At 44.5% G+C, this 22,323-nt stretch carries 22 protein-coding genes and 1 riboswitch; of the genes, 16 read left to right on the top strand and 6 right to left on the bottom strand.

Translation table 11 applies throughout. The features are described 5' to 3' along the window. The first annotated feature begins 24 nt into the window (after nt 1–24). The 3 genes from DL796_RS11760 (at nt 25) to fadA (ending at nt 3,650) form a co-directional block, all read left to right on the top strand. On the top strand, nt 25–147 hold the full coding sequence (locus tag DL796_RS11760; protein ID WP_265090346.1) for a hypothetical protein: 123 nt from the start codon (nt 25–27) through the stop codon (nt 145–147). 149 nt (nt 148–296) lie between these two features. Beyond that, a complete protein-coding gene (gene fadB, locus DL796_RS03910) occupies nt 297–2,462 on the top strand; it encodes a fatty acid oxidation complex subunit alpha FadB (protein WP_110200174.1) in 2,166 nt (721 codons plus the stop codon). Nucleotides 2,463–2,483: 21 nt separating this feature from the next. After that, on the top strand, nt 2,484–3,650 hold the full coding sequence (gene fadA / locus DL796_RS03905; protein WP_110200172.1) for an acetyl-CoA C-acyltransferase FadA: 1,167 nt from the start codon (nt 2,484–2,486) through the stop codon (nt 3,648–3,650). A 324-nt stretch (nt 3,651–3,974) separates the two neighbouring features. Here the strand turns inward: fadA and rep are convergent, their stop codons facing one another. Both rep and DL796_RS03895 read right to left on the bottom strand, forming a co-directional pair. Continuing rightward, nucleotides 3,975–5,999: a DNA helicase Rep gene (rep, locus tag DL796_RS03900; protein ID WP_110200170.1), complete on the bottom strand. Its 2,025-nt coding sequence runs from the start codon at nt 5,997–5,999 to the stop codon at nt 3,975–3,977. Nucleotides 6,000–6,068: 69 nt separating this feature from the next. After that, nucleotides 6,069–6,947, bottom strand: coding sequence for an MBL fold metallo-hydrolase (locus tag DL796_RS03895; protein ID WP_227592959.1), 879 nt, complete (start codon nt 6,945–6,947; stop codon nt 6,069–6,071). Nucleotides 6,948–7,019: 72 nt separating this feature from the next. On the opposite strand from DL796_RS03895, the gene DL796_RS03890 reads away from it, so the two are divergent. After that, nucleotides 7,020–7,439 carry a YeeE/YedE family protein gene (locus DL796_RS03890; protein ID WP_110200168.1) on the top strand — a complete coding sequence of 140 codons (420 nt, stop codon included), beginning with the start codon at nt 7,020–7,022 and terminating at the stop codon, nt 7,437–7,439. Then, complete coding sequence (locus DL796_RS03885) at nt 7,436–7,849, top strand: DUF6691 family protein (protein ID WP_110200166.1); 414 nt, start codon at nt 7,436–7,438, stop codon at nt 7,847–7,849. Before DL796_RS03890 ends, DL796_RS03885 begins: the two co-directional genes overlap by 4 nt. Nucleotides 7,850–7,931: 82 nt before the next feature. Here DL796_RS03885 and DL796_RS03880 read toward each other — a convergent pair whose 3' ends face one another. From DL796_RS03880 to DL796_RS03865, 4 genes are all read right to left on the bottom strand, one after another. Then, nucleotides 7,932–8,312 (bottom strand): rhodanese-like domain-containing protein, encoded by a 381-nt coding sequence (locus DL796_RS03880; protein WP_110200164.1) that lies wholly within the window; start codon nt 8,310–8,312, stop codon nt 7,932–7,934. Continuing rightward, nucleotides 8,309–8,629 (bottom strand): ArsR/SmtB family transcription factor, encoded by a 321-nt coding sequence (locus DL796_RS03875; RefSeq protein WP_110200162.1) that lies wholly within the window; start codon nt 8,627–8,629, stop codon nt 8,309–8,311. The genes DL796_RS03880 and DL796_RS03875 overlap by 4 nt, the downstream gene beginning before the upstream one ends. Nucleotides 8,630–8,688: 59 nt before the next feature. Next, nucleotides 8,689–10,152: an aminotransferase class V-fold PLP-dependent enzyme gene (locus tag DL796_RS03870; protein WP_110200160.1), complete on the bottom strand. Its 1,464-nt coding sequence runs from the start codon at nt 10,150–10,152 to the stop codon at nt 8,689–8,691. Nucleotides 10,153–10,265: 113 nt separating this feature from the next. Beyond that, nucleotides 10,266–11,786 (bottom strand): YifB family Mg chelatase-like AAA ATPase, encoded by a 1,521-nt coding sequence (locus DL796_RS03865; RefSeq protein WP_110200159.1) that lies wholly within the window; start codon nt 11,784–11,786, stop codon nt 10,266–10,268. 431 nt (nt 11,787–12,217) lie between these two features. On the opposite strand from DL796_RS03865, the gene DL796_RS03860 reads away from it, so the two are divergent. The 11 genes from DL796_RS03860 (at nt 12,218) to DL796_RS03810 (ending at nt 21,861) form a co-directional block, all read left to right on the top strand. Next, nucleotides 12,218–13,366: an SEC-C domain-containing protein gene (locus tag DL796_RS03860; RefSeq protein WP_110200157.1), complete on the top strand. Its 1,149-nt coding sequence runs from the start codon at nt 12,218–12,220 to the stop codon at nt 13,364–13,366. A 119-nt stretch (nt 13,367–13,485) separates the two neighbouring features. After that, a complete protein-coding gene (locus tag DL796_RS03855) occupies nt 13,486–13,803 on the top strand; it encodes a hypothetical protein (protein WP_110200155.1) in 318 nt (105 codons plus the stop codon). Nucleotides 13,804–13,901: 98 nt separating this feature from the next. Continuing rightward, the gene (locus DL796_RS03850) at nt 13,902–14,318 is read left to right on the top strand and encodes a hypothetical protein (RefSeq protein ID WP_170114208.1); all 417 of its coding nucleotides are present in this window, start codon (nt 13,902–13,904) and stop codon (nt 14,316–14,318) included. A 337-nt stretch (nt 14,319–14,655) separates the two neighbouring features. Beyond that, a riboswitch (TPP riboswitch) is annotated at nt 14,656–14,785 on the top strand. A 182-nt stretch (nt 14,786–14,967) separates the two neighbouring features. After that, entirely contained in the window at nt 14,968–17,160 is a 2,193-nt protein-coding gene (locus DL796_RS03845; RefSeq protein ID WP_110200149.1) for a TonB-dependent receptor, read from the top strand. A gap of 15 nt (nt 17,161–17,175) precedes the next feature. Next, nucleotides 17,176–17,430: a thiamine-binding protein gene (locus DL796_RS03840; protein WP_227592958.1), complete on the top strand. Its 255-nt coding sequence runs from the start codon at nt 17,176–17,178 to the stop codon at nt 17,428–17,430. Between the two features lie 17 nt (nt 17,431–17,447). Beyond that, nucleotides 17,448–18,059: a nicotinamide riboside transporter PnuC gene (pnuC, locus tag DL796_RS03835; protein WP_110200145.1), complete on the top strand. Its 612-nt coding sequence runs from the start codon at nt 17,448–17,450 to the stop codon at nt 18,057–18,059. After that, nucleotides 18,037–18,873, top strand: a complete 837-nt coding sequence (locus DL796_RS03830; RefSeq protein WP_110200143.1) for a phosphotransferase — start codon at nt 18,037–18,039, stop codon at nt 18,871–18,873. The genes pnuC and DL796_RS03830 overlap by 23 nt, the downstream gene beginning before the upstream one ends. A gap of 321 nt (nt 18,874–19,194) precedes the next feature. Then, nucleotides 19,195–19,551, top strand: coding sequence for a hypothetical protein (locus DL796_RS03825; protein WP_110200141.1), 357 nt, complete (start codon nt 19,195–19,197; stop codon nt 19,549–19,551). 85 nt (nt 19,552–19,636) lie between these two features. After that, the gene (locus DL796_RS03820; RefSeq protein WP_110200139.1) at nt 19,637–20,071 is read left to right on the top strand and encodes a hypothetical protein; all 435 of its coding nucleotides are present in this window, start codon (nt 19,637–19,639) and stop codon (nt 20,069–20,071) included. A 78-nt stretch (nt 20,072–20,149) separates the two neighbouring features. Next, nucleotides 20,150–20,584 carry a DUF4304 domain-containing protein gene (locus DL796_RS03815; protein ID WP_170114207.1) on the top strand — a complete coding sequence of 145 codons (435 nt, stop codon included), beginning with the start codon at nt 20,150–20,152 and terminating at the stop codon, nt 20,582–20,584. 95 nt (nt 20,585–20,679) lie between these two features. Then, entirely contained in the window at nt 20,680–21,861 is a 1,182-nt protein-coding gene (locus DL796_RS03810) for a phospholipase D family protein (protein ID WP_110200135.1), read from the top strand. Nucleotides 21,862–22,323 lie beyond the last annotated feature (462 nt).

Here is a 22,323-nt window from a genome sequence, read left to right as displayed (position 1 = left end):
AATTACCATAATATTCAATAAACAATGGCAACCATTATTTCAGATCGAGACTGGGTTCAGCAAGGAAAGAATCCTTTTGCAGCAAAAGGTAAGGATAAACACAAAGAAAGCATGAGAACTTTTGTTTGGGAACAAAGTTCGTTATGATTGGTCAGACCAGATAAGCCGTAGATATGTGGTTGAGACTAGAAGGTCCCTTGAAGTACACTGGGGAATTAACGAATCCCCAATCTATACTTTAATCGGATCTGTCTGAAGTATAACTCCATCATCTGAAACCAACACGGAGAAACAGAATGATTTTCGAAGGTCAGTCGATTCAATGCAGACTGCGTGACAAAGGTGTCGCGGAAGTATGTTTTGACAATAAAAACGAGTCGGTGAATAAATTCGACCGAGCCACTTTAAATGAGTGGCGACAAGTCAACGAACTGTTGAGAGATCATAAAGATGTCAAAGCCGTTATGGCAACAAGTGGCAAGCCAGTGTTTATTGTTGGCGCCGACATCACAGAATTTAATGAATTATTCGCTTCTAGCCGTGAAGAGTTATTGGGCTGGTTAGTGAAAGCAAATGAAGTTTTTAGTGGTTTTGAAGATTTGCCATACCCTACAGCGGTAGCGATTGATGGCATGGCGCTAGGTGGCGGTCTTGAAATGTGCTTAACCTGCGACTTCCGCGTGGCGAGCCCTAAAGCACAAGTTGGTCTACCAGAATCAAAACTAGGTTTAGTGCCTGGTTTCGGTGGTAGCGTACGTCTAGCAAGAATCATTGGTGCGGATAATGCCTTTGAATGGTTATCGACCGGTAAGGCTTATAAGCCAGAAAAAGCATTGGCCGTAGGTGTATTAGACGCTGTAGTAGATTCTGAGCACTTAGTCGATAGCACAGAGCAAATGCTATTGGACGCGGTAGAAGGTAAGTTGGATTGGCAAGCGCGTCGCGCTGAAAAGAAAGCGCCGCTACAACTCAATAAAACTGAAGCGACCATGTCGTTTATGACTTCAAAAGGCTATATCGCAAGCCAAGCGGGACCGCATTACCCAGCCCCCGTTCGAGGCGTGCAGTTAATCGAAGACAGCGCGGGCATGAAGCTTGAAGATGCGATTAAAGCTGAACACGAAGCATTTGCGGATATGGCTCAAACCGAGCAAGCCTCGTCATTGATTCAGCTGTTCTTAAACGATCAGGTGTTAAAAAAGAAAGCAAAGATTGCTGCTAAAACAGCCAATGTTGATGTTAAAAACGCAACGGTTTTAGGCGCAGGAATTATGGGTGGCGGTATCGCTTACCAGTCAGCGTCGCGCGGCGTACCTGCAATCATGAAAGATATTAACCCTGAAGCGCTAGAGCAGGGTATGGATGAAGCGATTAAGCTATTTGGTAAAGGCTTAAAATACGGCAAAATCTCAACCGAGAAAATGGCCAAAGGCATCGCTAGCATCAAACCAACCTTAAGCTACGATGAAATCAAGCACACCGATATCGTGGTCGAAGCGGTTGTTGAGAATCCGAAAGTCAAAGAGTCGGTACTAAAAGAAGTCGAGAGCTTAATGCCGGAAGACGCCATTATTTGCTCAAACACTTCAACCATCTCAATCGATCGTCTAGCTCAATCGCTACAGCGTCCAGAAAAATTCTGTGGCATGCACTTCTTCAACCCAGTGCACAAAATGCCATTGGTAGAAATTATCCGCGGCGAAAAAACCTCTGACGAGACTATTGCCAGCGTAGTTGCATATGCCAGCAAAATGGGCAAATCGCCTGTGGTTGTGAATGACTGTCCAGGCTTTTTCGTAAACCGCGTGTTATTCCCTTACTTCGGCGGTTTCACCAAACTGGTTCGTGATGGTGCAGACTTCCAGCAAGTCGATAAAGTCATGAGCAAGAAGTTTGGCTGGCCGATGGGTCCTGCGTATTTGCTAGATGTGGTGGGCATGGATACAGGCCGTCATGCCGCAGAAGTGATGGCGGAAGGCTTCCCAGATCGTATGAGCAAAGACGAGAAAGATGCTATCGACGTCATGTTTGAAAACGATCGTTACGGTCAAAAAACAGGAAGCGGTTTCTACGTTTACGGCAAGGATAAGAAAGGCCGTACGACAAAAGAAGCCGATCCAAAGGCTTATGAGCTACTTAAAGAAATTGCCGCTGAAAGCAAAGACTTTAGTGATGAGGAGATTATTGCACGCACTATGTTGCCAATGATTATCGAGACGATTCGCTGTTTAGAAGAAGGCATTATTGATAGTCCGGCGGAAGGCGATATGGCGCTAATTTATGGCCTAGGATTCCCGCCATTCCGTGGTGGCGTATTTAAGTACGTCGATAGCCAAGGAATCGACACCATCGTTGAGCTAGCTAAAAAATACCAACACCTAGGCAAGGCTTATGAGCCGACAGCTGGCATGTTGGACATGGCTAAAGATGGCAAGAAATTTTATCAATCGGACTTATCTTAAGAGAGCCTCTGGGAGCTAACGATGAAAGAAGTAGTTATTGTAGACGCCATTCGTACCCCAATGGGTCGCTCGAAAGGCGGAATGTTTAGAAATACACGAGCAGAAGAATTATCGGCTCGATTAATGCAAGGTTTATTGGATCGTAATGACAAGTTAGATCCTGCTGACGTTGAAGACGTAATCTGGGGTTGTGTACAGCAAACACTAGAGCAGGGCTTCAACATTGCGCGTAACGCTATGCTAAAAACCGATTTACCGCATCATGTCGCTGGTCAAACGGTAAACCGTTTATGCGGTTCTTCGATGGAAGCGCTACACACAGCAACACGCTCGATCATGGTCGGTGACGGTGATGTTTTCATCATTGGTGGAGTTGAGCACATGGGGCATGTGCCGATGAACCATGGTATCGACTTTGATCCAGAGTTGGCGAAATACACAGCTAAAGCCGCTGGCATGATGGGCTTGACCGCTGAAATGCTCGCCAATATGTATAAAGTATCACGCCAAGAGCAGGATGAGTTCGGTTACCGCTCGCATCAGCTTGCGCATAAAGCGACCGTTGAAGGTCGATTTGCTAAAGAAATTTTAGCGATGGAAGGCCATGATGAAAAAGGTCAGTTGAAACTGTTTGATTATGACGAAGTTATTCGTCCTGAGTCGACGGTTGAAGACTTGGCTAAGTTGCGTCCAGTATTCGATCCAAGAAATGGTTCGGTGACAGCGGCAACATCATCAGCCATCTCAGACGGTGCATCGGCTATGCTTGTAATGTCTAAAGAGAAAGCTGAGAGCTTAGGTTTGGAGCCTATCGCTAAGATCGTATCAATGGGCGTTGCCGGATGTGATCCGTCAATCATGGGCTTTGGACCAGTTCCTGCGGTGAAAAAAGCTTTGGCACGAGCCAACATGAAGATAGAAGATATCGACTTGTTTGAGTTGAATGAAGCATTCGCCGCACAATCGATTGCAGTATTGGATGGTCTGGGCTTACGTAGTAACTTTGAAGATAAGGTCAACCTAAATGGTGGCGCAATTGCTTTAGGTCACCCGCTGGGTTGCTCAGGTTCTCGTATATCAACAACTTTGTTGCGTTTGATGGAAGACAAGGATAAGGAGTTTGGTATCGCGACTATGTGTATCGGTCTAGGTCAAGGTATCGCAACCGTGTTCCAGAGACTGAATTAAGCTCTAGGCACATTAAGTAAAAAAGGCTTCTTCGGAAGTCTTTTTTATTGCTACTCAAAAAATCGGTTATTGTTTCCGGCCGTGATGATCCTTGTCTTCTTTAAAAGAAAATATTGAACGACCCGTAACCCCAGCATAGCCAATTAAAAAAACAAGCAGACAAGCAATGCTAATGATAATCCACTCTAAAAACGACATTTACCACCTCCTGTGCAATGTATCTAATAGCATTATTTGCAAAACCATAGAGTATTTGCAAGTTCTAGAATGTAAGAAAGTTAAAAAAGACTAAAGCTGTAATATTTATGGAACACAATTATTAGGCTAATCGTTAAAAAGAGACTTCAGCATCGAAAAATTACTGTCCGCGAGTTCTTCTTGCTCGGTTTCCGATAATGGTTCTCTTTTAATATCCCAGTCTAAATCCTCGGCCGGGATCTCTTCTAAGAAGCGGCTTGGCTCACAGTTAATAACCTCACCAAATTTATTACGCTTTTTACACAGAGTGAACACTAGAGTTTTTTGTGCGCGGGTAATACCAACGTAGGCGAGTCGTCGTTCTTCTTCGATATCGTCATTTTCGATACTCGATTTATGCGGTAAAAACTCTTCTTCCATGCCCACTAAATAAACATGGTTAAATTCGAGACCCTTAGCCGCATGTAAGGTCATTAATTGAACTTGATTCGAGTCTTCTTCTTCCTCTTCGTTCCTATCTAGCATGTCGCGAAGCATGAGATTAGCGACAGCCGCCGCGAATGGGTTGTCTTCGTGTTCGTTTTCGTCAACGTATTTTTCAACCCAGCCTAAGAGTTCTTGGATATTATTCCAACGAAATTCAGCGGCTTTAGGCGTGCTAGATGTTTCGTGTAGCCAAGAGTGATAACCAATTTTCGCAATTAGGTCGTGGATTACGCCAAGACTATCACCACGCTTAACATTGTCAGCCGCGCGAGAAATAGTGTCGGTAAATCGGCGCACCGAATCTAAACCTTTGCCGGTTAAATATTGTTCAAGCCCCATCTCAAAACTCGCCGCATACAAACTGATATGGCGTTTCTGCGCATAAGTGCCGAGCTGCTCTAAGGTCGTCGGGCCTATTGAGCGTCTGGGAGTATTAGCGATTCTTAGAAAAGCATTATCATCATCTTCGTTAGTAAGCAGACGAAGATAGGCCATAATGTCTTTAATTTCTGAACGACCAAAAAAGGAGGTGCTGCCTGAAATTTTGTAAGGAACTTTGTTGGCGATTAAAGCTTTTTCGAATAATTTTGCTTGGTGATTTCCGCGGTAAAGAATAGCGAAGTCAGAATACTTGCCATTTTTTGTGCGGATTTTACGCGAAATAATTTCGGTGACTACTTTTAACGCTTCGTCATCTTCGTTGGCACAAGTAACAACACGCAAGGGATCGCCATAAGGTTTGTCTGACCAAAGCTTCTTTTCAAAAACGTGAGGGTTGTTATCGATAAGAACGTTAGCCGCTTTCAAAATACGTCCATAAGAACGGTAGTTTTGCTCGAGCTTGGTGACTTGTAGGTTAGGGAAGTCTTTGGCTAACTGATCAAGGTTTTCAGGTCGCGCGCCACGCCATGAATATATCGACTGATCGTCATCACCAACCACGGTAAAGTTACCGAACTGGCCGACTAAATGTTTAATCAGCTCATATTGGCTGGTGTTGGTATCTTGATACTCGTCGACGAGCAAATACTTAATTTTACTCTGCCACTTTTCGCGTATTTCAACATTGTCACGTAACAGTAGTGTTGGAATTAAAATGAGATCGTCGAAATCGACTGCGTTATAAGCCTTCATGCTGCGCGCGTACTTTTCGTAAACCTTGGCGAACACCAAAAGTTCTTGAGTATTGGCTTCAGCGATTGCTTGCTCTGGAAGAATCAAATCGTTCTTCCATTGCGAAATTTGGTTTTGCAACTGTGATAATAATGCTTTATCACTTTCTGCTTCTTTAAAGCCTAAGTCTTTAAGGAGTGCGAGACTGTCTTGATCGTCGAAAATCGTGAAGTTGGACTTCATTTGCAAGGTTTTATATTCGCGACGAATAAAGTTAAGACCAAAGTTGTGGAAGGTCGAAACCGTTAAACCTTTAGTCGCGTTCTGACCAGCGATCTTGCCCACACGTTGCTTCATTTCGCGCGCGGCTTTATTCGTAAAAGTTACCGCGACAATATTGCGCGCAGGGATTTTTCGCTCTTTAATGAGGTAGACGATTTTGCGTGTAATTACACTTGTTTTACCACTGCCGGCACCGGCTAGCACTAAAAGTGGACCCGATGTGTTAAGGAGTGCTTGTTGTTGACGTTGATTGAGCTGAGGTAAGGACAAGGCTACACAATTTGGTAATTGAAGTTGGCGGCAAGTTTAGCAACTCACCGCCAAAGGGCGCAACGAAAATCAGCTTTTCTTGATGGAAAGAGGCATTTTCAAATACTTACGACCATTTGATTCATCGTCGGGGAATTGCCCCGCGCGAATATTGACCTGTAAGGATGGAAAAATAAGTCGTGGCACGCTCAGAGTGCTATCACGCTCGGTTCGAATTTTGGTATACACCTCAGGATCGCCACCGGACTTTTTAAAGTGAACATTGTTCTTTTGCTCCGCAACCGTAGTGCACGCCACAGCTTCGCGATCTTCTGGGTAATCGTGGCATAGCCATAGTTTATAGTCGTCAGGGAAAGAAAGTAAAAACTGAAGGCTTTTGAATAGCTTAGCCGCGCTACCACCTGGAAAATCACAGCGAGCAGTGCCTAGATCGGGGTGGAAGAAAGTGTCACCAATAAAGACATTACCTTCGATTTCATAGCTCATACTATCGTTAGTGTGCCCAGGAGTAGGGTGTGCCTTAAAGTTTGATTCACCAAGAGGTAAGGTTTCGCCCTCACGCATCAACAGATCAAACTGGCTGCCATCGGCTTTGACATCAAGATTAAGCTTGTCGACAAAGTGCTTTTGAACCTCACGAATGCCTTCGCCAATAACGATTTTGCCACCAAGTTTTTCTTTAATATAAGGTGCCGCCGTTAAGTGATCGGCGTGAGCATGGGTTTCTAATACCCATTGGAACTGCAAATTATTGTTTTTAACAAATTGCACCAGTTCATCCGCAGATTCATAACTGGCTTCTCCTGAGGGTAGATCAAAATCCAACACAGGATCGACGATAGCCGTAATACTGGTCGCTTTGTCTGTCACAACATAGCTCCAAGTCCCTGTATCTTCGTGATAGAAAGGGGTGATACTGATTTTTTCGTTATTTATGTCAGACATCATTCGATAAAGATTGAAAAAGTGATGTAAGGATAATATATTAGAAAACTCTAATAATCAAATTGTGGTGTAACTTTGGACATTCAGTGGCAAGCATTAATTGGAGGCATGATGATTGGCGTCTCCTCAATAGTGTTCTTTATTAGCATGCGTAAAATTGCTGGTATCAGTGGCATGGTCAAGCGACTTATAACGTCCAGTAAAAGCTCTATCGGCGACTGGTGGCCGTTATTGTTTTTAATTGGCTTGATGCTTGGAACCCTAATATATAGTGCTTTCTATAATGTAGAGCCAGCGCTCCGACAAGGTTACCCAAAAGAGTTGTTGGTTGCATCTGGCTTGTTAGTGGGAATAGGCACTTACATTGGTAACGGTTGTACCAGCGGTCATGGCGTTTGTGGAATAGGGCGTTTGTCTAAACGGTCAATCGTGGCAACCATAATATTTATGGCGACTGCGGTTATAACGGTCGCGATAATGGGGGGCGTATCATGAAGAAAACAGCTATCACTAAAATGATAATCGCACTGATTTGTGGAACGCTCTTTGGTTTCGGCTTATCCATGTCACAAATGATTAACCCCGACAAAGTCCAAGGCTTTTTAGATATCTTCGGCGATTGGGATCCAACCTTGGCTTGGGTCATGGGCGGCGCACTATTAGTTTCTGTACCAGGCTTTAGTTTGTTGTTAACTAAGGAAGAGCGCGCACAAATTAAGCAGGGTGATATCGATACTAAATTAATCACCGGCAGCGCTCTTTTTGGGATCGGCTGGGGCTTAAGTGGCTACTGCCCAGGCCCTGCTATTAGCGTGTCGCCGCTCATCATTACAGAACTGATGTGGTTTTTAGTGCCCTTAGTGATCGGTATGATTGTAGCGAGATTAATGGTCGGAAAAAATTAGGACAGGATAAACTTTAATGAAATAAGAAGGTCTCTACGGCAAGAGTTGCAGAGACCTTCTATTGCCTTCTATTGAATAGAAGTTATTGAGAAACTTCACCGCCAGATTTCGTCCATTCCTGATAGCCACCAGCAACAGAAGCAACCTGCTTAAAACCTAAGTTTTGTAATGTGAGAGCAGCACAGGCGGAACGGCCACCTGATGCGCAATAAACATAGATAGGTTTATTGTGAGCTTCTTCTTCTGATAAATCTTTTAACGCGGGTAAGTCGAAAAGTTTGAACTCCAGAACGCCGCGCGGCAATGGCGTCGCATTTGGGATTATGCCCTGCTGATGCTCCTGAGGTTCACGCACATCAAGAATAAGTGCATCGGCAAGTTCTGATTGTTTTAGGTGCTCAACATTAACTTCATTAATTTGAGACTTTACTGATTTAAGGTATTCAGCAACACAAGGTTTCATGAGCATTCTTCCTTACAAAATAATGTGTGTAATAAATGTATGATTTGTGTGGCTTCGTTTGACGACAACCGATAGTAAATCGTTTGTGAATCGCGGCGAGTCGTTACTAAGCCTTCTTTACGTAAAAGCGCTAAGTGCTGTGAGAGTGCTGACTGGCTGAGCTTAGGAATCATCTGATTCAGCTGTCCGACTGATAATTCTTGTTCATGTAAAAGACATAAAATAAGCAATCGTTGCTCGTTAGAAATATTCTTTAAAAATCGAGCAGCTTGAGCCGAATGTTTTTGCATCTCATCAGTAATGTTTACTACGTCCATCCTAACACCAGTCTATTCTAATCTATTAAAATTGTGCCTTATGGCACTAAGATGCGCAATTATAGCGCACTAAAGTCTGATAAAGAGCGCAGAGGCTTTTGTTTATGTTTCGGGCGGAACTCGCCAGAGCTTTGATCAAAATCATAGTCTTTAGACCAAGCTTCTGCGTTAGAAATAACTTCGTGAATAGACTCCACTAAAAAACGAGCTTCTTCATCAGTGTTGGTCGGGTGTAACGAAATGCGTACCCAACCAGGTTTATCAGTCAAGTCACCTTGATCGATGCGGTTGGTGATTTCATGGCTTTGCAATTGATCGACGCCAAGTAATAGGTGGCCATAAGTTCCGGCACAAGAGCAACCACCACGACTTTGAATGCCTAAGCGATCGTTTAATAAACGCACTAATAAATTGTGGTGAATGCCCAATACATAAAACGAAACGATGCAAAGACGATCGTTTTGCTGATCTTCTAAAATACGAACGTCAGGGTGCTGGCGTAAACCCTCTAATAAAATTTTAACCAGCTGCTCTTCGCGCTGCTTAATTTTGTCAACTTGCATCGCGTCTTTAAGTTTAATCGCTAAAGCCGCCTTAATGGTTTGTAAAAAAGCAGGTGTGCCACCATCTTCTCGCGCTTCGATATTATCGAAGAAACGGTGCTCGCCCCAAGGGTTGGTCCAAGAAACGGTACCGCCACCAGGTTGATCGGGAACTTTGCAGTTATATAACTTTTCATCAAAAATCAAAATACCGCTGCTACCTGGGCCGCCTAAAAACTTATGAGGTGACATAAAGATCGCGTCGAGACGTTGCGCAGGGTTTTCAGGGTGCATATCAATATCGACATAAGGCGCTGAAGCTGCGAAATCAACAAAGCAAAGGCCACCATGTTCATGCATGATTTCAGCCATTTCATGGTAAGGCGTAGTTATCCCGGTAACGTTACTGCAAGCGGTAAAAGAGCCAATCTTTACTAGGCGCTCTTTGTACTGTTCCAGCAATTCACGCATATGGTCTAAATCAGGACGACCCTCTTTATCAGAGCGTACAATCTCTAGCGTCACTTCACACTCATGCCAAGTGGTTTGGTTGGAATGGTGTTCCATGTGCGTAACCAAAACCAACGGCTTTTCGTGTTCCGCGATATCCAAACGCTCGCGCCACTTCTCTGGAACACGCAAGCCCAACATACGCTGAAACTTGTTAATCACTAGCGTCATCCCCGAGCCGGCCGCGATTAACACGTCGCTCGGGTGAGCGTTCACATGCTTCTTAATGATTTTTTGCGCATCGTGATAAGCCTCGGTCATAGTCGTGCCAGTGAGCGTGGTTTCGGTATGAGTATTGGCAACGTAAGGCCCTAACTCATTGATTATAAAATCCTCAATCGGACGATAAAGGCGACCACTGGCGGTCCAATCCGCATACAAGATGTCACGGTTATGGCTGGACTCGGAATAGTCGTGACCTTCACCAATAATGTGCTGTCTAAAACGCGAAAAGTGCTCTGTAAGACTCATAAGAGAAAATTGAAATTGATAATATTAATGTTTCCTAATATATAGTGAGCACTTCGCTAATACAAGGAAAGAATGACGAACACAAAGCACTTTAAATACTTCGTATTATCGTGTTAAGGAAGCTGCGCTAGATAACGCTCCATTTTGCGGTAGTTTAGTGTTTCGCTGATGTGCTTAGGTTCGATCAGCTCTGATTGCTCTAGATCGGCAATGGTGCGAGAGACTTTCAAGATCCGATGATATGAGCGGGCGGAAAGGTTGAGCTGGTTTAACGCTTTAGTTAATAGGTCTTTAGAACCTTTACCTAGCGTACAGTATTGCTCGATATCAGCTGATTCGAGCTGCCCATTAAGCTTTCCTTGGCGCTTAAACTGTAGTTTTTGGCTGGATTCGACCGCTTGGCGAATTTCAGCGCTGGATATTTGTTTACGTTGGCGACCGTTGAGTAGGTCGTCTTGCGAAATTAACGGCACTTCAACCTGCATATCGATACGATCGAGCAGTGGCCCTGAAATCTTACTTAAATAACGACGAATATTGTCGGGCGTACAGCGACAATGTTGCTTTTGATTGCCGAAATGCCCACAAGGACAAGGGTTGGTCGCGGCTAAAAGTAAGAAATCGGCGGGATATTCGGCCTGATGCGCGGCACGTGAAATCGTGACGCGACCGGTTTCGAGTGGCTCTCGTAAGTTATCCAACACTTGCCTCGAAAACTCGGTGAGCTCATCTAAAAATAAAACGCCCTTATGCGCCAAGCTAATTTCGCCAGGCTTTGGCTGACTTCCGCCGCCTATTAAGGCAGGAGCAGAGCAGGAGTGGTGCGGATCGCGGTATTTGCGGGAAAAATAAGTGGTCGCGTCGAAACCGAGGTGGCTCACCGAGTAAATCGAAGCTGATTCTTTCGCTTCTTGTTCTGACATTGGGGTTAATATCGTCGGCATTCGTGATGCCAACATACTTTTGCCAGTCCCAGGAGGGCCAATAAACATCAAGTGATGCTTACCACTCGCGGCAATCGTCATGGCTCGTTTAGCCGATTCCTGCGCGATAACGTCAGACATATCGGTGGCAAAGCTAAAATGGTTAAGTGAAGTATTAGAAACGCACTCGGGCAAAGGTTGGTTATGGGCTAGGCTCTGGCAGACCTCTAATAAATGCTCGGCATAGAGCGTATTATTCGAAGGAACTAGCCCAGCTTCTTCAGCATTATCTTTGGGTACAACCAAAGTCCGCTTAGCTTCGGTGCAAGACAAAGCTACTGGTAAAGTCCCTTTAACAGGGCGTAACTCACCAGTTAGCGCTAACTCACCAATAAATTCAAAGGTAGACAAACGCTCGGCAGGGATCTGCTCCGAGGCCGCTAAAATCCCTAAAGCGATCGGCAGATCAAAGCGCCCGCCGTCTTTGGGCAGATCCGCAGGTGCGAGATTAATCGTAATACGGCGCGCGGGAAACTCAAAGTTAGAATTAATAATCGCACTGCGCACGCGATCCTTGCTCTCCTTAACCGCCGCCTCCGGCAAGCCCACGATATTGAGGCTCGGTAAACCATGAGACAGATGAACCTCAACCGTAACGAGTGGTGCCTCGATTCCCATCCCAGCACGGGAAAACACAACAGCGAGCGACATAAATATCCTTATAAATTATCGAGAGGGCTTTTAACTGCATTCGCCCTTTTCTTTATTCCTATGAAAACGAATAAACCCCATGATCCAGTAGATATAGGCTTTTTAGGTTGGGTAACTGTAACGATTTAATTGAAGGTTTCACGAATGCTTGTAATAAATCGAGATTTAGCCATAAACAATCCTTGTTAAAGTTACAGAAATGGTAAGTGAATACTTACAACGGGGAAATATCGATATTCTTAAAAAGAGGTGAGACATGGCTGAAAAAGTTACTGATAATGTCGTAAATATACTAGATATAGCGGTTTTGAAGTCCGCTAATCCCCAAAATAGCTACTTTTGTAACACTTGTAAAAAAAACATAATGATAATAGAGTGTTACGCACGAATTCGTATAATAAAATGTTAGCTGAGGAGGAGTCTCAAGCACGATGATCAATATACCTCCGAATCCTTTTCGAGTTTTTGAAGTTGATAATCAGCATCCATTTGTCGTGGACGCGCTTAGAAAGCGGAAGCACTTCGAAGCATGCTGGTGTGGCTCAGGGAAAAAGTATAAAAAGTGCCATAGAGGAAGAGGTGAAGAGCAACCTTACCCTTTGGGAAAGATTCTAAATCTCCAAAGAAAAGTTTTTTGGAGAAAGCGCGGTTGCATGCATCCTCTCGCATCTGTCGATACCTGCAGAGGACAAATAATCGATGCGCATACCATTCAGCGAAAGGGACCGTTAGAAAGGATCGTGAGCTCATCCGGACATGTAATGCAATCTCAAGTAACACAAGAAGGCGGGGCTGCAGAAGCCAAATCAATAAGCTGGAGGAAAGCATCGGTTTTTCCAGGTTTCTGCTCTTTTCACGACTCAAGCCTTTTCAGCCCAATAGAAACATCGACTTTTACGGGTGATCACAAGCAATGCGTCCTTCATGCTTTTAGAAATGTCTGTAATGAATATTATAAAAAACAGGCTCTAGTCGAATCGCTTGAGTTTCAGCGAAGCGTGATTGATCGAGGCATGGAAATTGATCGTCAAATTAACATTCAGCTTTCAATTTCAGAAAATATTGAAGGTCAAAAAAAATCCCTAGAAGAAAACGGAAATTATCGAGATATTCTGGAAGAGGCAATTCGTTGGGATAATTATGATAAGTTCGAAAGCGCGTGCTACTTTTTTAATGGAAAACTAGATGTTGTAAGTTCAAGTATTATTCACTGCGAATTTGATTTTCTAGGCAACAAGCTAATTGATATGTGGGACATTAGCAAAGATGCAGAAATGCTATCTCATACCGTAGTTAATACTGATGGCGGCGGGGCTATCATATTTGTATGGTTGAAGGGTGACCCACACCCAGAACGCGTGGTCGAAAGTTTTGATGACCTGCCCGATGACGAAAAAGGCGATATTTTTGTGCAGTATTGCCTTGTTAATTGTGAAAACACATTCTTCTCCCATCAGTGGTGGGATGCTCTAGACGACAATAAACAAACAAAGCTTCAGCAATATGCAAATGCAACCTATTATGAGGGCGGAGCGTATACCGCTAACGAACAAAGACTTGTCGACTGGATGATAGTGTAGATTCTATGGCATATCTCTTGTGTCGTACCCCTTCACAAAAACACCTACAAGGTACTGTTATCGGACAATTTTTCCGCTGCGCTCCAAACCAGCCGCAAATGCGGGCGTTAGGTGTACTCATGGATACTGGTAATATTAAACAGAGAATTGAAATTGAGGGATTGGAAATAATCAGACGTTATCCTTCTAATAATGCTCTTTCTGATTATCCTCGTGAGAAGCTAAATAGAAATATTGAGGCTTATAAAGCAGATGGTGACCTTGCTTGGGTAATTCAAGAATGCCCGGCAGGTGGAAAGAATGAAGATAAAGCATATATGGATATTCAGGTAAAAGACGGTCAGCTTATAGCTGGCAACTGGATTGGCCTAGACTTCATTGTAAATCTAAAAAACGGCACCGTCAGCCCAGCTAAAAAAGGTGTTCGTCCGTGGTAGCGCCACACCTAACAAACGCATGTTGTTCGCCCCTGCGGGGCTGGGACCTCCGTTACGCTGCGCTTCACTACGGCCCCAAATGCGGGCGTTAAATGTCTATGAAGAAAATCATCGCCAATATTTTTACCAGTGCTGTCTATTCCTCGTTTTCGGGGAGCGTGGTGGTCTTTATTGGAATGTTTGCTTCGTTCATGGGTGATGGTTGGGAGCTTATTGGTGATGCAATTGGCGGGGCGGTACTGTTCTACTTCATTACTGCCATTGCTTCCTGCTTTATTGCAATGGTAGTCGCTGGGCCAGTCTATGTTGTTCTAGCCAAATATAATCTCGCTAACTATTACACGGCATCCTCACTTGGCTTGGCAGTCACATTCGCTTGTTTTGGTTTTTCTACCTCTCTAGAGAATATCTATTGGAATTTGGCCGGTGGTGTAACTGGCTTGCTGTTCCACTACCACTATGTCAACAAGCCTAGTTGGGTTGGCGGTCAGCATTTAACAAGGCCATCAAATTGACGGCTTTTCCGTCGCTTGTTTTGTGGTTTTACGCTACGCTACCACAAAACAATCAACTACAAAGACGCAATTTATGGCGGCGTTAGGTGACAAAAAAAGTGCAAAGTGCGGTAGTAATCATTCTACTTTTATTTAGTATTTTTGATAATTCGTAAGATCGAGAATAAAGTTTCGGACATGCACAAACCTCGACCAAGAGCGGGCCCCTAGTGCAGGATCTACCCAAGACGCACCCATGCAGCTGGTTATCTGTTGACCTTACGGATATCCCCAAGCCCTCACAATGACACCACTATCTTTCTATTCGCTGTTTATTTTTAAGACGTGTATAATGCAGGCCATTCCCGAGGGGCGGCTTTTGCCTGAGAATTGGCTCAATGCGGTTGTTGTTAATGACTGATTGAGCGCCAGACCCTTAGAACCTGATCTGGGTTATTCCGGCGTAGGGACAGGGAGTGCAGATGATTTGCTTTGCCGCTTATGGAATGACCTTTGGCTTTTTTGTTTTTAATTCGCTTGAGGTCGATTGTTTTACAGGGATTGATTGGCCTTATAAGCTCGTATCTTTGCCCTTTCTGTTATTACTCCGCAGCCCGTTGTTAATAAATTGCATCATTGCTGAATACTTAATGTATTGTGGAGTTGTCTTTTGAAACACGCTATTCGTTCTTCCAAACCCTTTGTTCTGACCAGTCTGTTTGTGGCGTCGCTTGGTGCGCTTGCTGAGGAACAGTTGGAAGACGGGGTGGAAACTTTGGTGGTTACTGCCGAGCACCTGTCCGAGAGTCCTTTGACCTTGCCGTCGAGTGTGACCGTTGTTGATAGTGAGACGGCTCGTAAGAACAATGCTCATCACATTGATGGTATTTTCAATCTGGCGCCGAATGTGAATTTCGCGACCGGCGCTTCGCGTGGTCGTTTCATTCAGATCCGTGGCGTAGGCGAGCGTAGCGAGTTTGTTGAGCCGGTTAATTATTCAGTCGGCCTGATTGTTGATGGAATTGATATGACGGGGATTGCTGGCGGAGCCTTGATGCTGGATACGCAGCAGGTTGAGATTCTCCGTGGGCCACAGGGCACATTGTATGGCGCTAACGCTTTGGCCGGTTTGGTCAATATGGTGTCGGCTGCTCCGGAAGCAGATTTATTGAAGGTTTCCGCATCGCTTGAATCTTACAATGGACGCAGCGCTTCTTTAATCAGCAGCGATCAATTGTCGGATGCCTGGGGCTATCGTTTTGCGGTGGGCCAGTATCGCAGTGATGGTTATACCGATAATATCTTCCTGGGGCGCGAGGATACGCAGAAGTTTGATGAGTCGAGCCTCAAAGGCCGTCTGGTTTATCAGCCGGATGATAGTTTTTCATTGACTACCAATTTGATTTTGGTGGATGTGGACAATGGTTACGATGCCTATAGTCTCGACAATACGCGCCAGACCTATTCTGATGAACCAGGTCATGATCGCCAAGAAACCATTGGCGCTTCCTTTATCGCGGAATGGGCATGGGAATCCACTAAGCTTCAAAGCACCTTGTCTTTTGCTGATAGCGAATTGGACTATGCGTATGACGAAGACTGGAGCCATACAGGTATTTGTGAGGGTACGCTGTGCGATAGTGACGACTGGGGCTTTGATTGGTGGTATTCGTCATTTGATCGTTTCTTAAGAGACAACCGCAACCTGAGTTTAGACGTGAAACTAATAGGTGGGCAGGGCTCTTTATCAGAGTCATCATCTGAAACCTTATCGAATCAATGGGTGGTCGGCGCTTATTTCCGTGACCAGTCGGTTGATTTGTTACGTCAGTACACCTTTAATCCTGTGGATTTCACTAACCAATATGACACGCGAAATGCTGCGCTTTATGGCCAGCTAGATATTCCATTGAATCAAGCTTGGACTTTAGCAAGTGGTCTTCGCTATGAACGTCAGGCCGCTGATTACAGCGACAACCAGCCGTTTGTCGATTATCGTTCTGAGAATTTCTGGGGTGGTAAGGTTTCGCTTGAATATCAGGCTAATGAGCAGACTATGCTTTATGCCTTACTGTCGCGCGGCTACAAAGCCGGGGGCTTTAATACTGCGCAAGAACTACCAGAGTCGCAACGCGAGTATGACTCAGAATATATGCTTAATCATGAGCTGGGTGTTAAAGGTATGTGGCCCGATGCTGGACTCACGTTGCAGGCGTCTGTGTTTTATCAAAACCGCGATGATATACAGTCCAAACAATCTTACGTCACTTCACAGGCCGATGGCCGGACTTTGCAAGAAGGCGGCGAGTGCCCCTGTAATTTCACCGATTACAACATTAACGCCGGTGGCGCTAACAGCTACGGTGCGGAAGTTGAATGGAACTGGTATTCGCTGGATTGGGTACACTTCTATGGTTCATTAGGTGTGCTTAAAACTGAGTTCGAAGACTTGCAGAGCTTGACCCATGTTGAGGCCGACTTAACCGCTAATCCGCCAGTGGCTTTTGATTTGAGCGGGCGCGAGCTGGCGCATTCACCGAAGTTGCAGTGGATGGCTGGGGCAGATTTTTACTTGACCGACAACTGGAGTCTGAATCTGCAAACCGAATTCAAAGACGAGTTTTATTTGTCGGATCGTCATCAGGTTAAAGCCGATGATTATCAGTTGTGGCATCTGGCGTTGACCTATGAGGATGCTGATTGGTTAGTTGAGGTGTATGGTCGTAATCTTACCGATGAAACGATTGTGACGCGTGGCTTTGGTAGCTTCGGTAATGATCCGCGTAATTTTTATGAAACAGAACCTTATTTCCAATATGGCACACCAAGAATCGTTGGTGTTCGTGCGACGTATCAATTTTAAGAAATAGAAGGAAGCATGATGAGAATTTCAGTCGAATTAAGTTTGTATCCGCTGGACGATAAGTTCCTGCCGATTATTCAGGACATTGTTGAGCGTATAACGGGCGATAAGCGCGTTGAAGCTATCGTTAATACCATGAGCACGCAGATTTTTGGTGACTTTGAGTCGGTCATGGCGGTGGTTAATGAAACCGTTGAGTATTCGTTTAGGACCTATGGCAAGCAGGTGTTTGTCGCTAAGTTTTTAAACAGTGACGTTAAGCCGGATTAAAAGCAATAAGGAACAGAATGGGCAACTTCTTAGAAACATTTGGTCAGCAGATAGCGGCTACTTCCGTTTGGGAATGGTTGGCGGTTGCGTTGGCCGTTGCTTATCTTCTATTAGCGATTAAAGAAAACATCTGGTGTTGGGTAGCCGCCTTTTTTAGTACAGCGATTTACACCGTATTGTTCTTTGACGTTAATCTGTTCATGGAGTCGTTGCTTAATATTTATTATTTATTGATGGCAGTTTATGGCTTTTATCTATGGCGCTTTACAGGGCGTAAAGGCGATGACAAGCCGATTAGTCGCTGGTCATTTAAAACGCACTTGTGCTGGATTGTTGGACTATCAGTTATTGTAACTGTCAGCGGCTATCTACTCGATAAATACACCACGCAGGACTTTGCATACATTGATTCGTTCACAACCTGGTTTGCGGTATTTACGACCTATTTATTGGCGCAGAAAGTTCTGGAGAACTGGTTGTATTGGGTTGTGATAGATTTTATCTCTATGTTTTTGTATTGGGAAAAAGGCTTATTAATTACCGCCATTCTATTCGCGGTATATACCCTAATGGCAATTGTTGGCTGGCTGGGGTGGAAAAAACACTATGAACAGCAAACAACAGCCTGATTGGTGGCGCTATTCAGCAACAAGTTGGCATCAGTTGCTTGAATTGATGTCTGAATTGCAGCCCACTACAGTCGGCCAATGCGCCAATCAAGCTAGCTGGCAGTTGCTTAAAGTCGGTGATACCAATACTAACTTTAAATTGAGCCTTGCCCATCAGGACTACTTTGTCCAGTTCGTCGATCAGGCAAAACTCGAACAGCTTCCAAGTGGAGAGTATGCTTCACAGACTCGTTTGGTCAGCGAGAATCCGGTTTTATCAAAGTGGTTACCGAAATGTTTGTTAGACACGGAAGTGATTCGTGTCTCGACTTGGCTTGATGCTAGACCGACAATAAATCAAGACTTCAATAACCCTGATCGGGTGGTTGAGTTGAGTCGTTTATTAAGCGAGCTTCATCACTCTGAATTATCGTTGCCAGAGCTTGATATGAAAAAGCATCTCGCAAAATATTATGAAATCGCGCGAGCCAATAAGAACGCAGATCCCTTACGCTTAGAAACGCTATATAAACAAGGACAAAAGTTGACTGGTTATTTCGTGGCGTCGAATAGCTGCCACAATGATATTTCGCCAGGCAATTTGCTTTCGGGGTATCAATTGTTTTTGGTGGACTGGGAGTACGCAGCTATAAGCGATCCGCTGTTCGAGCTGGCGGGAGTCGTTGTTAACTTCGATCTTTCCGACCAACAGGAACAGGAGTTGGTTACAGAATACCGTAAACAGTCAGGAATAAAGGTTGATATAGACAAGCTTGAAGCGATGAAAGACTTGTACCAGATTATCTCTGAGCTTTGGTATATGGAGAATGAGTAGAGCTGTAGAAGTTAATGGTTTAAATGAAGGTTTTCACAAATGCTTATAATAAATCGAGACTTAGTCATAAACAATCCCTATTAAATTAAATGAGATAGTAAGTAAATACTTACAAAGGGCAAATATCGATATTCTTAATAAGCGATGAGAAATAGCTAAAAAAGCTACTGATTATGTCTTAAATATACGGGATATAGCGGTCAACAGGTCCGCTGATCCTCAAAATAACAATAAAACCCACACTTGAATAAAAATAGTAGTAATAATAGAGTGTTACGAACGAATTCGTATAATAAAATGTTATAACTACATGGAGTCACTATGAAAATTTGGGGTGCTTTGCTGTTTGTGATGTTGCTGACTGGATGTGCGACACCTGTCAGTCATACAAACATACCTCTTTCAACCTATGACAAAGATACCGAGTATGGTATCGAAAAACGGGACGATGGATTCGCGATCACCGTTTACTATTCACGCTATCAATTCATACCTGAAAGTGATGCGGTAGCGACAGCTTGCAAAAGCCAGCTCACAGCCATCGCTTGGGAGCACGCAGATAATAAGGGGCGGGATATAGAGCCCGTCAACGAGCAAAGAATTCGGATTTCCATGGGCCGAAATGGGCTGACTGGCATCACTTCCTGTCAAGCTAACGCCGTGGCTAAGTGGAAGTAGGTTATAACAAGTGGCTGTTGTCGGACGCACCTACGCTGGCGCTCCGGTGCGCCGCAAATGCGGGCGTTAGGCATCAGGGAGCATCATGCCAAGATTAGATACAAGACTGGAGGCTGAGGGCGCAGAATTTTTAGTGCTTGGTCAGCTTCTACTTCACAAAATAGCTTCGTACAAAACGTATACGAATATGCCGGGCTATGACCTGGTCGCAACAAATCCAGAATCAAATAAATCGGCTATGGTTCAGGTCAAAAGTAGGTGGCGCACGGGTGCTGGTGGCTTCCCTATCAAAAATTTTGGCTGTGATTTCGTTGTTGTAGTTTTACTCAATCGTGGCTCTAAAGACGGTAAAAAAGAAGTGCTTCCTCCAAAGTATTATGTCTTTCCTGTTGGCGTAATTGAATCCGCTCCACGCAGCAAAGATTGGGGTAAGGTAAACCTGAAAGATATTCCCTGCTACGAAGAGTATGAAGAAAAATGGCATTTAATCTCCGAGTTTCTTGGGGAATCAAATGCCTAACAAGGCCATTAAACTCGCTCCCTTCGGTCGCCGGACGCTCGCAAGCTCGCGCCGTTTATGGCGGCGTTAGGCATCATTATGAGCACAGTGCAAGTCAAGTTTAAAGAGTTGATGAAAATCTCTTTAGCGCCAGCCTTAAGAGAGAGTGGTCTCAAAGGTTCGGGTCAAACTTACTCAATTAAGTCCGATGAATATTGGGCGCTTATTGGCTTTCAAAAATCATTGTACAGCGACTCACAGGGTTTAAAGTTTACAATTAACATCTATGTGGTTCCTAAACAGGAATGGGAAGAAAGCCGAGAAAAATACAGTTACTTTCCACAAAAGCCCTCTGCCAATACCAAATGGCAGATTGGCTGGTCTGAGCGAATTGGTACTTTAATGCCCTCCAAACTAGATCACTGGTGGGAGTTCAATAGCCAAACAAATGAAAGCGAGCTGGTTCGGCAAGTTGTAGAAGCGATTTCAAAGTATGCCGTGCCAGCTATGCAGTCGAGAATGAAAAGTGCCTAACAAGGCCAGGCACAATCGCCCACTTCGTGGGCTGGACCTCCGCACTGCGTGCTCCGGCCTGTGCTGGCGGCGTTATACCTAATTAAGGCAAAGAGATGCAGTTATCTAAAGGCGGAAGCTCGCTCAACTCTAAATTGAAGAAGCTTTCTGAAAAGCATGAAAACATATCCTTCGCTGTCGCTTGGGCGAGTTCAGGTACAGATGCATTTGATGCCATATATTCTGCTCGAAGCAAGATAAAGAAAGCCGTTATTGGAACGCATTTTTACCAGACACACCCTGATGTTGTTGATAAATTTGTCGGATTCGATAATTGTCATTTTGTAATGCAACCCAAAGGTGTGTTCCATCCAAAGGTTTTTCTCTTTTGGTCAAAATCAGATTGGGATTTGCTAATTGGAAGTGCAAATTTAACGAAGGGAGCTTTGACAGAAAATACTGAATTGCTAGTTCATATAACGTCAAAGGATTCCAGTGAAGAATTTCGTGCAGAAACAGAACAGGCAATTGACGACTTTTGGCTGCAAGGTAAGGTTGTAGATGTCGAAAAAGCAAAAGCTTACAGAGAGCTTTGGAAGGCTCAGCAAGGAGCATTGAGACGTATTTCTGGCAGTTACAGCCCTACCACAAAAAGCAAATCTCCGGTTCACACTGAAATAATGACCATGTCATGGGATGCTTTTTTGGCGCGAGTTAAAGATGACCCTTACCATGGCTTTAAAGAGCGCTGCAATCTCCTTGAGTTAGTGCGTGGATGTTTCACTGAAAGTAAGACTTTTGCTGAAATGGAGTTGGGCAAGAGGAAAACTATTGCTGGATTGCCTAATGCTTGGAACGAATACTGGGGCTGGTTCGGGAGCATGAAAGGCGCAGGCTATTACCATCAGGCAATCAACGAAAATAACAAACACATATCATCGGCATTAGACGAAATACCCTTGCAAGGAATTGTGACACGCGATAACTATGATGCCTATGTTGATGAATTTGTGCGCGCGTTTCCCAATGGACGACACGGCATAAGTATCGCTAGTAGATTACTTGCATTAAAAAGACCAGACCAGTTTGTTTGCTTAGATTCGAAAAATAAAACACAACTTTGCAAAGACTTTGGGATTAAGCAGTCTGGGATGGAATATGAGCGTTATTGGGATGATGTTGTATGCCGAATTATGGATTCTGCGTGGTGGAACTCGCCTAAACCAAAGCAAAATGAGGCTAAGCAAGTTTGGCTTGGTCGGGCAGCGATGTTAGATGCAATATTCTATCAACCCTAGCCAAAGGTATAACAAGCCAATGCACGCGGAGCCTGCTACGTTACGCAATTTTTGTGGTGTCGCTGCGCTCCTTTATACCACAAAAATCGCTTCACTACGCCGGCCCGGTGATTGGGGCGTTGAATATGAAACGAGATCGGCTCACGTTTGAAGGCGCATGCAATCGAGAATGCGTATTGAGGCTCGTGAATTGTGGCGGACCAACGGCTTCTGGTCTTGAGGGGTATGCATGTGAAAACTGTCTTGAGCATTTAGTGAGCGAAACTGAGACAAGCGACGGTTCGGTTTCAGAACAGTGTAGCTACTGTGGCAAGAGCCCAGCTTATAATTTTACTGATCCATATTGGGTGTGTCGGTCGTGCGTCCTCAGTGCTCTGGCGGCTGCAAGAGATTGGTACAAGTGGCAAAAGTAGGTAGATTGCGCTTAACTAATGCAGGCACGGGACGCCCATTACATTGCGC

Source organism: Kangiella spongicola, assembly GCF_003194565.2.
Classification (GTDB): domain Bacteria; phylum Pseudomonadota; class Gammaproteobacteria; order Enterobacterales; family Kangiellaceae; genus Kangiella; species Kangiella spongicola.
This window is presented reverse-complemented; position numbering and strand designations above follow the sequence as displayed.

Excerpts from the sequence above, each read along its gene's own strand:
- DL796_RS03810 (WP_110200135.1), top strand. The coding sequence starts at position 20,680 with ATGCAGTTATCTAAAGGCGGAAGCTCGCTCAACTCTAAATTGAAGAAG.
- fadA (WP_110200172.1), top strand. The coding sequence starts at position 2,484 with ATGAAAGAAGTAGTTATTGTAGACGCCATTCGTACCCCAATGGGTCGC.
- DL796_RS03840 (WP_227592958.1), top strand. The coding sequence starts at position 17,176 with ATGATGAGAATTTCAGTCGAATTAAGTTTGTATCCGCTGGACGATAAG.
- DL796_RS03815 (WP_170114207.1), top strand. The coding sequence starts at position 20,150 with ATGAGCACAGTGCAAGTCAAGTTTAAAGAGTTGATGAAAATCTCTTTA.
- fadB (WP_110200174.1), top strand. The coding sequence starts at position 297 with ATGATTTTCGAAGGTCAGTCGATTCAATGCAGACTGCGTGACAAAGGT.
- DL796_RS03865 (WP_110200159.1), bottom strand. The coding sequence starts at position 11,786 with ATGTCGCTCGCTGTTGTGTTTTCCCGTGCTGGGATGGGAATCGAGGCA.
- DL796_RS03855 (WP_110200155.1), top strand. The coding sequence starts at position 13,486 with ATGGATACTGGTAATATTAAACAGAGAATTGAAATTGAGGGATTGGAA.
- DL796_RS03885 (WP_110200166.1), top strand. The coding sequence starts at position 7,436 with ATGAAGAAAACAGCTATCACTAAAATGATAATCGCACTGATTTGTGGA.
- DL796_RS03860 (WP_110200157.1), top strand. The coding sequence starts at position 12,218 with ATGATCAATATACCTCCGAATCCTTTTCGAGTTTTTGAAGTTGATAAT.
- DL796_RS11760 (WP_265090346.1), top strand. The coding sequence starts at position 25 with ATGGCAACCATTATTTCAGATCGAGACTGGGTTCAGCAAGGAAAGAAT.
- DL796_RS03820 (WP_110200139.1), top strand. The coding sequence starts at position 19,637 with ATGCCAAGATTAGATACAAGACTGGAGGCTGAGGGCGCAGAATTTTTA.
- DL796_RS03850 (WP_170114208.1), top strand. The coding sequence starts at position 13,902 with ATGAAGAAAATCATCGCCAATATTTTTACCAGTGCTGTCTATTCCTCG.
- DL796_RS03830 (WP_110200143.1), top strand. The coding sequence starts at position 18,037 with ATGAACAGCAAACAACAGCCTGATTGGTGGCGCTATTCAGCAACAAGT.
- DL796_RS03895 (WP_227592959.1), bottom strand. The coding sequence starts at position 6,947 with ATGATGTCTGACATAAATAACGAAAAAATCAGTATCACCCCTTTCTAT.
- pnuC (WP_110200145.1), top strand. The coding sequence starts at position 17,448 with ATGGGCAACTTCTTAGAAACATTTGGTCAGCAGATAGCGGCTACTTCC.
- DL796_RS03870 (WP_110200160.1), bottom strand. The coding sequence starts at position 10,152 with ATGAGTCTTACAGAGCACTTTTCGCGTTTTAGACAGCACATTATTGGT.
- DL796_RS03880 (WP_110200164.1), bottom strand. The coding sequence starts at position 8,312 with ATGAAACCTTGTGTTGCTGAATACCTTAAATCAGTAAAGTCTCAAATT.
- DL796_RS03825 (WP_110200141.1), top strand. The coding sequence starts at position 19,195 with ATGAAAATTTGGGGTGCTTTGCTGTTTGTGATGTTGCTGACTGGATGT.
- DL796_RS03875 (WP_110200162.1), bottom strand. The coding sequence starts at position 8,629 with ATGGACGTAGTAAACATTACTGATGAGATGCAAAAACATTCGGCTCAA.